The following is a 13,605-nucleotide window of genomic DNA, read 5'->3' as shown; positions in this document are numbered from 1 at the left end:
CCGGGCATCTCGAGGTCTCTGCGCCGAAGCGGGCACCGATACGGCGCGAGAATGAGCGATAAGACTGGGGCTTATCGCTGTCCCGACGGCAGCACGATCAGGCGTGCTTCTAGAGCGGGTGATGCGGCTTCGCAGGTGATTGCAACCCTAAGCCGGTGTTCGACTTAACCCGGCGCGCGGGAGCGCCGGACGCAGCCAATTCCCGAAAGGTCATCATGCACGTCTTACGTTCGATCGGTCGCGCCTGCGGCAACGGTCTGCGCACCGGTGTCGACGGCCTGATCGCGGTTCTCGACGCCCTGACGCTTCGCGTCGGGCGCGCCTCCGACCGCGTCGAAGCCGGTCTTGCGCGGCGCACACCCCAGCTCCGGGCACGCAGGCGGCATGACGGTCCGCAGCCCCTCGATCTGCCCTTCCTCCACCTGTAGCCGCGCGCACCGCCGGGCCGGATCCGGACGGAGCCCCCGTCCCTCTCCGGATGCCTGTCCCGGGGCGAGGCGTCACCCCTTCTTGCGCAACGGCCGCACGAAGCCGCTCGCGCTCGGCACGAAACCTGTGGCGTCGCAGAACTCCGTCAGGCCGTTCCCCTCGGCGGCGGCCAGAAGCTGGATCGCACCGCATCCCGCCATCCGGGCGGCCTGCGAGGCGGCCTTGATCAACTGGCGGCCGATGCCGCGGCGGCGTCCGTCGGGGGCGACGAGCAGCGTCGTGATCTGTGCCATGGGCGCGGCCTGTTCGAGCACCGGGTACCAGTGCAGCACGACGATTCCGCTCGGCGGTCCCCATTCGAGGGCGAGCAGTGCCGTGCCGTGAGCGTGGCGCAGGGCCTCGATCCGCTCGGCCAGCACGGGCGCTGCCACGGGATGGCCCGCGGCACTCAGCAACGCCGCGAGCCCCGGCGCGTCGGCCGGCAGCGCCGAGCGGATCTCCAGTCCGTAGCGGCTTCCCAACAGCGCCTCCGCCCGATGCCGTCGCCCGTTGCCGTCCCCTCGGGCCCGGATGAGGCGGGTGTTTCACGGGAGGCGGCCGGGGTGCAAGGCGGCCCGCCCGTCGCTTTCCGCGCCGTGCCCGCCCTAGCCGAGGGCGGCGAGCAGTCTCGAAAAATCCGCCGGAAGCGGGCTCTCGAAGCGCAGGCGCTCCCCGGAGCGCGGGTGGAGAAAGCCGAGTTCGGCCGCGTGCAGGGCTTGCCGCGCAAGCGCCGTCAGAGCGTCGCGGGCGGGCTCCGCGAGACGGGCCGCTTTGGTCTTGAAGGCGCCGCCATAGACGGCGTCGCCCAGCAGCGGATGGCCGCGATGGCTCAAATGCACCCGGATCTGGTGGGTGCGCCCGGTCTCGAGGCGGCAGCGCAGCAGCGCGGTGACGCCGTCCGCCGCGGGAACGGCCTCGACCCGGTAGTGCGTGATCGCCTCGCGCCCCTCGCCGTCGCGGACTACGGCGATCTTCTCGCGGTTGTGGCGGGATCGTGCGAGGTTCGCCCGGATCGTGCCCGCGCGGGGTTCCGGTACGCCCCAGACCAGGGCGAGATAGGCCCGCTCCAGCGCCCCGCTACGACCGTGATCGGCGAATTGCGCCGAGAGCCCCTGATGCGCGAGATCGTTCTTGGCGACGACGAGCAGGCCGCTCGTATCCTTGTCGAGACGGTGGACGATGCCGGGCCGGCGCACCCCGCCGATCCCTGACAGGCTCGCGCCGCAATGGGCGATCAGCCGGTTCACCAGGGTGCCGTCCTCATGCCCCGCCGCCGGATGCACGACGAGGCCAGCCGGCTTGTCGATGACGATGAGATCCTCGTCCTCGTGGACGACCGCGAGCGGCAGCGCCTCGCCGAGGGGCTCGGCGGGCAGCGGCGCGGGCACCGTGAGATCGATCCGGCTGCCGGCCCCGACCTTGCGGGCGGGATCGCGCACCACCGCCCCGTCGCATTGCACGAGCCCGTCGCGCACCAGCGCCTGGAGCCGGGCACGCGAGAGATCGTCGAAGGCTCGGGCGAGAACGCGGTCGAGCCGCTCGGGGACGCTTCCCTCATCGCGCACGTGGCTGCGCGCCTCGTCCGCGCCGGGGACCGTGGAAAGCACCGTGGAGAGTACCTTGGAGGACACCGTGAGGATTCTCGTCGTTTCGCCCCGGAAAGCGCTTGCGGGGCCGGGGATGCCTCGCTATACGAACCCCCGCCGGCCCGGAAGCTCCCATCGTCTAGCGGTCTAGGACGTCGCCCTCTCACGGCGAAAACAGGGGTTCGAGTCCCCTTGGGAGCGCCAGCACCTCTTGAAGGTGCTGACGCCGAAGAACTCGCGCAAGACATCCAGCTCCTCGCGGCACTTGTACAATGTACGTGTGCGAACGGTGGTCTTGGCCTGCTCAGCGAGGTTTGGTGCCGGAGCCTCAGCGCGGAACGTCAGCCCGGACGCGCAAACTGCGCACCAGCGACGACGCCGAATTCATGGCAGCCGATCGCCCGGCACGGGGCCCTGCCCTCAAGCGCCTCTCAACCGGGTACACATCCGGCGCAGATCATCGTCGATTGTGATACGCGTGAGGCGCGTTCGCTCACACGGAGAGCGAATGTCCGCGCCTCTCGAAGGACTGAGATCCTGGACGCCCTCGTCTGGCTGCGGACTCGGCGTGGACGCTTGACGGTCGACCTCACACGGCTCTGGGCAGCTTGACGGCCCCAGCCGACACCGATCACGCTGTCACAGCCGGAGAAACCTCAGGCGCTACTCGTGCAGGGGCAGATCGACACCCCAAAGCCAACGGCATGCACACATGCGCTGAAGGCCGGACCGTTGCCGACGATCGATTCAGCCTCGATCCGCAACTGAAATGCGGGCATCGAGATCCTAACATTGCTGCCCGAAAGCGACATCACTGACATCGCGTCATCAAACAGGATCAACAAGCAGATGCGTAAACCCGCACGCGTACGGATATTGAATGTTCAGCCCGCCGCACAGGATGCTTCCGGCGCACCGACCTGGAACGTGACGTTCTCCGTCGCCGACGGAAGCAATCATGCGATGACGATAATCGTACCTGTGATCGCAAGTGCTTCCAGCGATCCCGCTGATGTGGTGGCGGTGGGATGGCGCACGATGCAGCATCTCAGCGGAATCATCGCGGCCACGAGCGAATCCTTGCCTCCACCGCAGGCCGATTAGATTTCAAACGTATTCTTTGCAGGGCACAAATCACGACTTGGATCAGCGCCACCCACAGCACAGATAGCAGGTCATATGGTCTGCTGACATGGTCGTGGGACGATCGAGATTGTTTCGAAACCGCGCACCGATCACGATTCGCCAGGACCGTTGGTACCCTGCCGGCACGGCGCCACCGCCAATGGCAGGATAGGGTGTTCGAGCAGGTGCTGCGGCGACCGGCGGTACGGGCGGGGCGAGAGCGACAAGGATCTGCGCTTCGTGAACGCGAAGATGGTGCGCCCTCTCTCGCCGAAACCTCCCGAAGGCCCCAACCTCGTATCACGGAATATCGGCCGGTACCCTGGTCAGGAAGCGAGGCCCGTCGATGGCGATCGAGAGAATATCCAATCTTTTCAATTTCTTCGATCGCAGGCCTGAGGTCATCATCGACACCGATATCGGCGACGACATCGACGATGCATTCGCCATCGTATGGGCGCTCGTATCTCGCCGGCTGACCGTCAGAGCGATCCTTACGGCGCATGGCGACACGGAACTCAGAGCCGCCCTGACGCGCAAACTGCTCCGGAGCTACGGAAAGCAAGAGATTCCGGTCTGGGCCGGCGTTGCGACGCAGACCGACGTGATCTTCACGCAAAAGGACTATGCGGGCGAGGAACGATCGCCTTCATCGGTCGATGGCATTCATGCGACCCTGGACCTGATCAGGAAGCGGCCGAACAGGCTCACCCTGATCGCGCTCGCGCCACTCCACAACATCGGAGCGATGATCGATCGCGATCCCGCAACGTTCAAGACATTGAAGCGGGTCATCGTCATGGGCGGGTCCTTGAGGAGAGGATACAATTCTCCCGCGGGCGAACCGAATCTCTCGCCCCAGGCGGAGCACAACATCCATCTCAATCCGGGCGCGTTCGATCGGCTGCTGCAGAGCGGCGTTCCCATCGTCATGATGCCGCTGGATTCGGTTCAGGCGCGTCCGAGCGGCGCCTTTCTGCACGCCGTCGGGGAGGCGCATCCGGACCTGCACCGGCTCCTCACCCTGTGGCAGCACAACAATCCCTTCCAAGTGACCCGGCCCACGCTGTTCGATGTCGTGGCGATGGCCGCCGCCATCACCCCGCAGCGGTGCCCTCTGATCCCGTTGCGGGTCGGCGTCGATGCGATCGGGATGACGACGGAGAGCGAAGGCGCGGCCAATGTCAGGGCCTGCCTCGCGACGGATCACGAGGAAGCCCTCGGGGCCTTTATGCGCGACCTGTGCCCGTCCTATTCCGGCCCGTCGGCCCTGGCCTTGCGCTGAAGGAACCGCGACGGGTTCGGTGCCGCTTGGCGGCAAGTGCCCCGGATCAGCCGCCCCTCACCCGGCGTCGTCCGGCGCCTTGAGGCGGTAGCCGATGCCGGTCTCGGTCAGCAGGAGGCGCGGGCGCTCGGGGTCGGCTTCCAGCTTCTGCCGGAGCTGGCGCATGTAGACGCGCAGATATTGCGGCTCGGACGAGGCGTTGACCTGGCTCATCAATTGCGCGTGGGTCAGCACCTTGCCGGCATGCTGCACCATGACCCGGAGGAAGTCGTATTCCCGCGGCGTGAGCTTCACCTCGACGTCGTTCACCCGCACGATCCGGCGGATCAAATCGACGCTGAGCCCGTCGACGCGGAAGACCGGCCGCTCGCCCTGGACGGCGAGTTGGTGGCGCAGGGCGGTGCGCAGGCGGGCGAGCAGCTCGGCCATGCCGAAGGGCTTCGTCACGTAGTCGTCGGCGCCGAGATCGAGGGCCTCGACCTTGCCGGCCTCGTCGTCCCGGCTCGACAGGACCACCACCGGCCGGTCGGGATGTCCGGTGCGGATCGCGCGCAGGAGATCGTGCCCGCGCATGTCCGGCAGGCCGAGATCGAGGATGACGAGATCGACCCGCTCGCGCCCGAGCCGGTCGAGGGCGGTGCGCGCGTCCGCGGCCTCCACCACGGCGTAGCCCTGCGTGGCGAGCCCCATCCGCAGCAGCTTGCGGATCGGCGGCTCGTCGTCGATCACGAGGATGGTTGGGCTCATCGGATCGCCGTCCTCATGCGGCCTTCATGCGGCCTGCTGGGCCCGTTCGGCCGGAACGGGCAGGCTCACGGCGAAGGCGGCCCCGCTCCGGTCGCCGCGGTTGGCCGCCGTGACGCGGCCGCCCATCGCCTCGACGAAGCCGCGGGCGATGGCAAGGCCCAGCCCCGTGCCCGCCCGGACCCGGTCGCCCTTGCGGACGCGGTAGAACTTGTCGAACACCCGCTCGACCTCCGCCTCGGGCAGGCCGTCCCCTTCGTCCAGAATGGTGATGCGGACGCATCCCTGCTCGGTCCGGGCACGCACCGTCACGGTTGAGCCCTCGGGAGCGTATTTGGCGGCGTTGTCGAGGAGGTTGACGAGAACCTGCTCGAACAGAACCGGGTCGAGCCGGAGCGGCGGCAGGCCGGGCTCGATCTCGACGCGCAGGCGGTGGCCGGCGAGCACCTTGTCGAGCCGGCGCAGGGCCGTGTCGATGCTCTCGGCGACATCCTGAACGACCATGTTCGGCGCCACCGCCCCCGCTTCCAACCGGGTCATGTCGAGGAGGTTGGCGATGAAGCGGTTGAGCCGCTCCGATTCCGCGATGATCGTCGCCAGCAGCTCGGTCTTGGATTCCGGCGGAAGCGCGGCATCGAGATCGCGCAGGGTGCTGGCGGCGCCGAGCACCGCGGCGAGCGGCGTGCGCAGGTCGTGACTGATCGACGTGAGCAGAGCACGGGCCAGCCGGTCGGTCTCGGCGGCGCGCTCGGCCCGGTCGAGATCGGCGACGAGCCGCACGCGCTCGATGGCGAGCGCCCCCATATCGGCCAGGGCATCGAGCAGGCGCCGCCCCTCCGGCGACAGGATCGGACCGGTGCCGTCCGCGTCGAGGCCGATCACCCCGAGCGTGCCGCGCCCGGTGCGCATGGGCAGGAACAGGCGCCGCGCCCCCGGCAGGGTATCGGCGCCGCGCCCGGCCGGGCGGTCGTTGGCGAAGGCCCACTGGGCCGCGGCGAGGTCGGCCTCGTCCAGCCTGTCCTCGGGCGGGTAGCCCGCCTGAACGGTCACGGCCGGACCCTCGGGCAGGAGCAGCACCACCCGCACCCGCAGCATCGCCGCGATCTGCGCCGAGGTCGCCCAGAGGACGTCGTCGAGGCTGCCGCAGCTCGAGAGTTTTCGCGAGAAGCCGTAGAGGCGCTCGGTCGCCGCCGCCCGCGTCCGGCTGAGCACGGCCGCGCGGCGCGCGCTGGCGGCCAGATTCGAGACGAGGACCGCCACCACGGTGAAGAGCAGGAAGGCCGCGACGTTGGTCGGGTCGGCGATGGTCAGGGTGTAGACCGGCGGCAGGAAGAAGAAGTTGTAGGCGAGCGAGGAGGCCACCACCGCCGCGAGCGAAGGCCCGAGACCGAAGCGCACGGCCACCGCCACCACGGCGGTGAGCAGCATCAGGTCCGCATTCTCGATGCCGGTATAGGGCTGGAGCAGCAGGGCGAGGCCGAGGCCGGCCGCGGCCGCGAGCAGGGCGAGGCCGTAGGGCCGCAGATCCAGCCCCGGTCCGGCGGTGGCCACCGCCCTCCCCCGCGCCGCCGGCTCCGGGCGCAGCGCCTCACCCGGCACCACGTGCACGCCGATGCTGCCGCTGCCGCGCACGAGGTCATGCACCACCGAGCCGTGGATGCGCTCGAAAAGCCAGGAGCGCGTCGCCTTGCCGACGACGATGTGGGTGACGTTGGCCGAACGGGCATAGGCCAGCACGTCCTCGGCCACGCGCCGCCCGCCCGGCAGGGTGACGGCGTCGCCGCCCAGCCGGTCGGCGAGCCGGAGCGCCTCGGCGACGCGGTCGCGCTCGGCCTCGCTCAGCGAGGCGGCGCGGGCGCCCTCGATGAACAGGGCGGTCCAGGGTGCGTGCAGGCGGTCGGCCAGCCGCTTGGCGTAGCGCACGAGCCCGTCCGAACGCGGATCCTCGCTGACGCAGACCAGGAGCCGTTCGCCCGCCGCCCAAGGGCCGGCAATGGCGTTGGCGCGCATATGGCCGAGGAGTTCGTCGTCGACCCGGTCGGCGGTGCGCCGCAGCGCCAGTTCGCGCAGCGCCGTCAGATTGCCGCGGGAAAAGTAGTGCTTCAGCGCCCGCTCGGCGTTCTCGGGCAGGTAGACCTTGCCCTCCTTGAGACGCTGGATCAGGTCGTCGGGGTTGAGATCGACCACCTCGATGTCGTCGGCCCGGTCGAGGACCCCGTCCGGCACGGTCTCGCGCACCCGGATGCGGGTGATCGCGGCGACGACGTCGTTGAGGCTCTCGACATGCTGGATGTTGAGCGTCGTGAGCACGTCGATGCCGGCATCGAGCAGTTCCTCGACGTCGCGGTAGCGCTTGGCATGGCGCGCGCCCGGCGCGTTGGTGTGGGCGAGTTCGTCCACCAGGGCGAGGGCCGGCCGGCGGGCGAGGATCGCGTCGAGATCCATCTCCTCCAGCACCGTGCCGTAATAGGGCACGCGCCGCCGCGGGATCGTCTCGAACCCGTCGAGCAGCGCCTCGGTCTCGGCCCGGCCGTGGGTCTCGACCACGCCGACCACCACGTCGGCCCCGGCCCTGAGCCGGGCGCGGCCGACGGTGAGCATCTCGTAGGTCTTGCCGACCCCCGGCGCGGCGCCGAGGAAGATCTTGAGGCGGCCGCGGGTCCGCTCCTCCCGGCGCGCGGCGTCGAGCAGCGCGTCGGGCGAGGGACGGTTCGGGTCGCGGGCGGGGTCGGGCATCGCGGATCGGGCGGCGGCGCTCAGCGCCGGGCGAGTTCGTCCAGGGCGAGGTTGAGCGCCAGCACGTTGACCCGCCGCTCACCGAGGACCCCGAAGGTACGGCCCTCGACCTGCGCCGTCACCAGGGCGCGCAGGCGATCCTCCGGCATTCCCCGCGCCCTGGCGACGCGGGGCACCTGGAACAGGGCGGCCTCGGGCGCGATGTCGGGATCGAGCCCGGAGCCGCTGGTCGTGACGAGGTCGACCGGCACCGGGACGCCCGGATTCTCGGCGCTCAAGGCGGCAAGGTCGCCCTTCACCCGCTCGGCGAGCACAGCGCTGGTCGGCCCGAGATTCGAGCCCATCGAATTCGCCGCGTTGTAGGGCGCCGGGACCGTCTTGCCGGCATCGGCCGGGTCCGCCGCCGTCGTCGCCGAGGGACGGCCGTGGAAGTAGTGAGCTTGCGAGAAACTCTGGCCGATCAGGGCGGAGCCGACGATGCGGCCGTCGCGCTCGATCAGGCTGCCGGCGGCCCTCGCCGGGAAGATCGCCCCGGCGAGGCCGGTCATCGCCAGCGGGTAGGCGAGCCCCGTGATCGCGGTCAGCGCGGTGAGGAGGACGAGGGCGGGGCGCAGATGCGTGAGCATGATGATGCGATCCGGGATCAGGCGAGGTGAAGGGCGGTGACAGCGAGGTCGATGAGCTTGATGCCGGCGAACGGCACCACGACGCCGCCGAGGCCGTAGACGAGGAGGTTGCGCCGCAGCAGCGCGGCGGCGCCCACCGGCCGGTAACGCACCCCCTTCAGGGCCAGCGGGATCAGGGCGACGATGATCAGCGCGTTGAAGATGATGGCCGAGAGGATCGCGCTCTGCGGCGAGGCGAGCCCCATCACGTTGAGCACCTGCAGCTGCGGGTAGAGCCCCAGGAACATCGCCGGCAGTACGGCAAAGTACTTCGCCACGTCGTTGGCGATGGAGAAGGTGGTCAGCGCACCGCGGGTCATCAGCAACTGCTTGCCGATCCCGACGATCTCGATGAGCTTGGTCGGATCGGAATCGAGATCGACCATGTTGCCGGCCTCGCGCGCCGCGACCGTGCCGGTGTTCATGGCCACGCCGACATCGGCCTGGGCGAGCGCGGGCGCGTCGTTGGTGCCGTCGCCGCACATCGCGACCAGCTTGCCTTGCGCCTGCTCGCGCCGGATCAGCGCCAGCTTGTCCTCGGGCGTGGCCTGGGCGAGGAAGTCATCGACGCCGGCCTCGGCCGCGATGGCGGCCGCGGTGAGCGGGTTGTCGCCGGTGATCATCACCGTGCGGATGCCCATGCGGCGCAGCTCCGCGAACCGCTCGCGGATCCCGCCCTTCACGACGTCCTTGAGGTGGACGATTCCGAGGAGCCGTCCGTCGCGGGCGACCGCCAGGGGCGTGCCGCCGGCCTTGGCGATCTCTTCGGCAATGACGCGCACCTGCGCGACGGTCTCGGTTTCGGCAAGGGTGTAGGAAGGGGCGTAGGCGAGCGCCGCATTCGAGCCGCGCGCGGCGACCGTCTGCGCCGTCACGGCGGCGATGACCGCATCGACCGCACCCTTGCGGATCGAGACGCCGTCGAGATCGACTCCCGACATCCGCGACTGCGCGGTGAACGGCACGAAGCTGGCGGCGAGGCCGGCCATGTCGCGCGCCCGCAGGCCGTAGCGTTCCTTGGCCAGCACGACGATGGAGCGGCCCTCCGGGGTCTCGTCGGCGAGCGAGGCGAGCTGGGCGGCATCCGCCAGATCCGCTTCGGAGACGCCTTGAACCGGGCGGAACGCGGTGGCCTGCCGGTTGCCGAGCGTGATGGTACCGGTCTTGTCCAGCAGCAGGGTATCGACGTCGCCCGCCGCCTCGACCGCGCGGCCCGACAGGGCGAGCACGTTGAAGCGCACCAGCCGGTCCATGCCGGCGATGCCGATGGCCGAGAGCAGCGCGCCGATCGTGGTGGGGATCAGCGTCACGAACAGCGCGACCAGCACGATGACGGGAATCGCGCCGCCGGCATAAGCGGCGAAGCTCGGGATCGAGGCCACGGCGAAGACGAAGACCAGGGTGAGCCCGGCAAGCAGGATGTTGAGCGCGATCTCGTTGGGCGTCTTCTGCCGGGACGCGCCCTCGACCAGGGCGATCATGCGGTCGACGAAGGTCGAGCCGGCGGCGGCCGTGATGCGCACCGTGATCGCGTCGGAGAGAACCTGCGTGCCGCCCGTCACCGCCGAGCGGTCGCCGCCGGATTCGCGGATCACCGGCGCCGATTCCCCGGTGATGGCCGCCTCGTTGACCGAGGCGACCCCGGCGATCACCTCGCCGTCGGAGGGGATCAGATCGCCCGCCTCCACCCGCACCACGTCGCCGCGCTTGAGGCTCGTGCCGGGCACGATCTCGTAGGCGCCGTCCCGCCCGGTCAGGCGCTTGGCCGTCATCTCGGTCCGGGTGCGGCGCAGCGAGTCCGCCTGCGCCTTGCCGCGCCCCTCGGCCAGGGCTTCGGCGAAGTTGGCGAACAGGAGGGTGAACCACAGCCAGAGCAGGATTTGGCCGGAGAAGGACAGGTCCGCGCCGCCCACGGCGAGGTCACCCAGGACCAGCACGGTGGTGAGCACCGCCACGACCTCGACCACGAACAGGACCGGGTTGCGGACCATGGCGCGGGGATCGAGTTTGCGGAACGCGTCGCGGAGCGCGGGCCCGACCAGGGCGGCGCTGAACAGGGAGGGCGTGGAGCGGGACATGAGGATCGTCCGGATGGGATGCATCTGAATCCGGCGAAGGCGCCGGAGCGTCGTTCGGGGCGGGCGCCTTCAGGGCAGCGCCGGCCCGCTCACCGCGGCGGACACGGCGGCGAGCGCCAGGGCGCCCAGGAGGGCGACGCCGAGGAGTGCCAGCACGAGTTCGGAGGTGCGGACCGGCCGCAGGAGGGCACCGTGCCTCCGGTGATGTGGCTGCCGACGCAGGGTCGGATGGGGGCGCGGCACGCGCCGGGAGGAGAGTGCGCGAGGCATCTCAGCCTCCCGCCGCGAAGGTCTGCCCCGCGGCACCGGCAAGGTGCTCGACCACCGGCCCCAGCGCCAAGGCGGGGAAGAAGGTCAGCCCGCCGACGATCAGGATGACGCCGACGAGGAGGCCGACGAACAGGCCGCCATGGGTCGGGAGGGTGCCGGCGGAGGCGGGAAGCGTCTTCTTCGCGGCGAGCGATCCGGCGATCGCCAGGGCCGGTACGATCACCATGAACCGGCCGACAGCCATGCCGAGCGCCAGGGTCGTGTTGTAGAACAGCGTGTTGCCGGTGAGCCCGGCGAAGGCGGAGCCGTTATTGGCCGCCGCCGAGGTGAAGGCGTAGAGGATCTCGGAGAAGCCGTGCGGCCCGGCATTGGCGGGACCGGCGAGGCCGGCCGGCAGCACCGTGGCGAGCGCGGTCAGCCCCAGCATCATCAGCGGCAGGCAGAGGATGGCGAGCATGGCCATCTTCACCTCCTTCGCCTCGATCTTCTTGCCGAGATATTCGGGCGTGCGCCCGACCATCAGCCCGGCCACGAACAGCGCGACGAGGACGAAGACCAGCATGCCGTAGAGCCCGGCACCGACACCGCCGACGATGATCTCGCCGAGCTGCATGTTGAGCATCGGGATCAGGCCGCCGAGTGCCGTGAACGAGTCGTGCATCGCGTTGACCGCGCCGCAGGAGGCGGCGGTGGTTACGACCGCGAACAGGGCCGAGGCCACGATGCCGAAGCGGATCTCCTTGCCCTCCATGTTGCCGGCGGAGAACCCGAGACCGTTCAGCGCCGGGCTACCGGCCGCCTCGCTGGCGTAGGTCACGGCGACACCGGCCAGGAACAGCACGCCCATCGCCGCGAGGATCGCCCAGCCCTGGCGTTCGTCGCCGACCATCCGGCCGAAGACGTTGGTCATCGCGGCGCCGAGCGCGAAGATCGTCACCATCTGCACGAGGTTCGCGAGCGCGGTGGGATTCTCGAACGGATGGGCCGCGTTGGCGTTGAAGAAGCCGCCGCCGTTGGTTCCGAGCATCTTGATCGCGACCTGGCTCGCGACCGGCCCGACGGCGATGGTCTGCCGCGCGCCCTCCAGCGTGGTTGCGTCCACGGACGCGCCGAGCGTCTGCGGCATCCCCTGCCAGACGTAGAACAGGGTCAGGCCGATGCAGAGCGGCAGCAGCACGTAGAGAGTGCAGCGGGTGAGATCGACCCAGAAGGATCCGACCGTCCGCGACGAGGCCCGCGCGAAGCCGCGGGTCAACGCGACGGCGAGCGCGAGGCCGGTGGCCGCCGACAGGAAGTTCTGCGGCGTCAGTCCGAGCATCTGCGAGAGGTACGAGAGCGTGCTCTCGCCCCCGTAATTCTGCCAGTTGGTGTTGGTGACGAAGCTGACGGCGGTGTTGAGGGCGAGGTCCGGCGCCACCGCCGCCTGACCCATCGGGTTCAGGGGCAGCCCGTCCTGCAGCCGCAGGATCGCGTAGAGCGATACGAAGCCGAGCGCGTGGAAGACGAGCATGGCGAGGCCGTAACCGAGCCAAGTCTGCTCGTGCCGGGCATCGATGCCGGCTGCGCGGTAGAGGCCGCGCTCGATCGGAACGAGCACGGGCGAGAGGATTGTGCGCTCGCCGGCGAAGACGCGGGTCATGTAGGCCCCGAGCGGCTTCACGAGCGCCAGCACGACCGCGCAGAACAGCGCGATCTGAAACCAGCCGATGAGTGTCATGGGAGGAGGTCCGGGCCGCTCAGAACCGCTCGGGGCGGACGAGGGCATAAGCGAGGTAGACGAGGAGCCCTGCGGTCACGAGGGCGCCGAGCGCGAGGTCGAACGTCACGGCAAGCCTCCGTCAGAGGCGTGCGCAGAGCGACGCGTAACCGGCCGTCGCCGCGAAGAAGGCGAGGCCGGCGGCGAGGAGAATGACATCGAGCATGGTGCGTCCGTGGCGGTGAAGCGGCCGCGGACGAGTGCGGCCGCCCGGGACTGTGCGCGCGGACCGCGTTAGGGTTCGAGACGGAGACGGACCTCGGCTTATAAGGATCGCATCAGGTTTTTTGCGATTTCGCCGCGCCCAGCCTGAAGATGAGAGACGGCCAAGGCCCCCTCCCCTCTCGGGGTGCGTCGGGGTCGTTGCGCGGGGCCGGGACGCGGGACAGCAAAAAGCCCGCGGACCTTTCGGGTCGGCGGGCTGTGTGTCGGCGTCTGCGCTGGTGATCGCGCGTGGTGTGTTGGTTGCGGGGGCTGGATTTGAACCAGCGACCTTCAGGTTATGAGCCTGACGAGCTACCGGGCTGCTCCACCCCGCGCCGAGGCGCTGATCGTGTGTGTGAGGGAATGTGGGGTGTCTTGTGCTGGGCAGGCCTGGCGGCGACCGACTCTCCCGTGTCTTGAGACACAGTACCATGGGCGCTGGTGCGTTTGACGGCCGAGTTCGAGATGGGATCGGGTCCTGGGCACACCGCTCAGGCCACCAGGCCGGCGCAGCACAAGTTTGGGTTTGTTCGGCAAGCGGTGACCGACAGCCTGTTGGGTGTCGGTGGTCTGTCTCGTGATGGTGTTCTGTTTTGATCCGGACACGGATCATGAGAGCGATCAAGCCTGTCGGGCGATTAGTACCGGTCAGCTCAACGCGTTGCCGCGCTTGCACTCCCGGCCTATC

12 protein-coding genes, 2 tRNA genes and 1 rRNA gene are annotated in these 13,605 nt (G+C 69.6%); 4 read left to right on the top strand and 11 right to left on the bottom strand.

Going from position 1 to position 13,605, the window contains the following annotated elements:
• The first annotated feature begins 215 nt into the window (after positions 1-215).
• Complete coding sequence (locus tag HNR51_RS22100; protein WP_063987184.1) at positions 216-428, top strand: hypothetical protein; 213 nt, start codon at positions 216-218, stop codon at positions 426-428.
• 72 nt (positions 429-500) lie between these two features.
• Here HNR51_RS22100 and HNR51_RS22095 read toward each other — a convergent pair whose 3' ends face one another.
• Together HNR51_RS22095 and HNR51_RS22090 are read right to left on the bottom strand one after the other, a co-directional pair.
• The gene (locus tag HNR51_RS22095) at positions 501-950 is read right to left on the bottom strand and encodes a GNAT family N-acetyltransferase (RefSeq protein WP_182556376.1); all 450 of its coding nucleotides are present in this window, start codon (positions 948-950) and stop codon (positions 501-503) included.
• Between the two features lie 123 nt (positions 951-1,073).
• On the bottom strand, positions 1,074-2,075 hold the full coding sequence (locus HNR51_RS22090) for an RluA family pseudouridine synthase (RefSeq protein ID WP_373325213.1): 1,002 nt from the start codon (positions 2,073-2,075) through the stop codon (positions 1,074-1,076).
• Positions 2,076-2,182: 107 nt separating this feature from the next.
• On the opposite strand from HNR51_RS22090, the gene HNR51_RS22085 reads away from it, so the two are divergent.
• From HNR51_RS22085 to HNR51_RS22075, 3 genes are all read left to right on the top strand, one after another.
• Positions 2,183-2,258: transfer RNA gene (locus HNR51_RS22085), tRNA-Glu, on the top strand.
• Positions 2,259-2,846: 588 nt separating this feature from the next.
• The gene (locus HNR51_RS22080) at positions 2,847-3,158 is read left to right on the top strand and encodes a hypothetical protein (protein ID WP_182556374.1); all 312 of its coding nucleotides are present in this window, start codon (positions 2,847-2,849) and stop codon (positions 3,156-3,158) included.
• Positions 3,159-3,525: 367 nt separating this feature from the next.
• Positions 3,526-4,464, top strand: a complete 939-nt coding sequence (locus tag HNR51_RS22075) for a nucleoside hydrolase (protein WP_182556373.1) — start codon at positions 3,526-3,528, stop codon at positions 4,462-4,464.
• A 57-nt stretch (positions 4,465-4,521) separates the two neighbouring features.
• Here the strand turns inward: HNR51_RS22075 and HNR51_RS22070 are convergent, their stop codons facing one another.
• From HNR51_RS22070 to rrf, 9 genes are all read right to left on the bottom strand, one after another.
• On the bottom strand, positions 4,522-5,211 hold the full coding sequence (locus HNR51_RS22070) for a response regulator (RefSeq protein WP_012452880.1): 690 nt from the start codon (positions 5,209-5,211) through the stop codon (positions 4,522-4,524).
• 24 nt (positions 5,212-5,235) lie between these two features.
• Entirely contained in the window at positions 5,236-7,944 is a 2,709-nt protein-coding gene (locus HNR51_RS22065) for a DUF4118 domain-containing protein (RefSeq protein ID WP_182556372.1), read from the bottom strand.
• A 20-nt stretch (positions 7,945-7,964) separates the two neighbouring features.
• The gene (locus HNR51_RS22060; RefSeq protein WP_182556371.1) at positions 7,965-8,570 is read right to left on the bottom strand and encodes a K(+)-transporting ATPase subunit C; all 606 of its coding nucleotides are present in this window, start codon (positions 8,568-8,570) and stop codon (positions 7,965-7,967) included.
• Positions 8,571-8,587: 17 nt separating this feature from the next.
• Positions 8,588-10,687, bottom strand: coding sequence for a potassium-transporting ATPase subunit KdpB (kdpB, locus tag HNR51_RS22055; protein ID WP_182556370.1), 2,100 nt, complete (start codon positions 10,685-10,687; stop codon positions 8,588-8,590).
• 69 nt (positions 10,688-10,756) lie between these two features.
• A complete protein-coding gene (locus HNR51_RS22050) occupies positions 10,757-10,957 on the bottom strand; it encodes a hypothetical protein (RefSeq protein ID WP_012452884.1) in 201 nt (66 codons plus the stop codon).
• 1 nt (position 10,958) lies between these two features.
• Complete coding sequence (kdpA, locus tag HNR51_RS22045) at positions 10,959-12,674, bottom strand: potassium-transporting ATPase subunit KdpA (protein WP_182556369.1); 1,716 nt, start codon at positions 12,672-12,674, stop codon at positions 10,959-10,961.
• 19 nt (positions 12,675-12,693) lie between these two features.
• A complete protein-coding gene (locus tag HNR51_RS22040; protein WP_063987182.1) occupies positions 12,694-12,783 on the bottom strand; it encodes a K(+)-transporting ATPase subunit F in 90 nt (29 codons plus the stop codon).
• Positions 12,784-13,175: 392 nt separating this feature from the next.
• Positions 13,176-13,252, bottom strand: a tRNA-Met gene (locus tag HNR51_RS22035).
• A gap of 53 nt (positions 13,253-13,305) precedes the next feature.
• Positions 13,306-13,421 (bottom strand): 5S ribosomal RNA (gene rrf / locus HNR51_RS22030).
• Positions 13,422-13,605: the final 184 nt, after the last annotated feature.

Source organism: Methylorubrum thiocyanatum (assembly GCA_014138645.1).
GTDB classification, from domain to species: domain Bacteria; phylum Pseudomonadota; class Alphaproteobacteria; order Rhizobiales; family Beijerinckiaceae; genus Methylobacterium; species Methylobacterium thiocyanatum.
The sequence above is the reverse complement of the archived record's forward strand: the minus strand, read 5'-3'. Positions and strand labels throughout refer to the sequence as shown.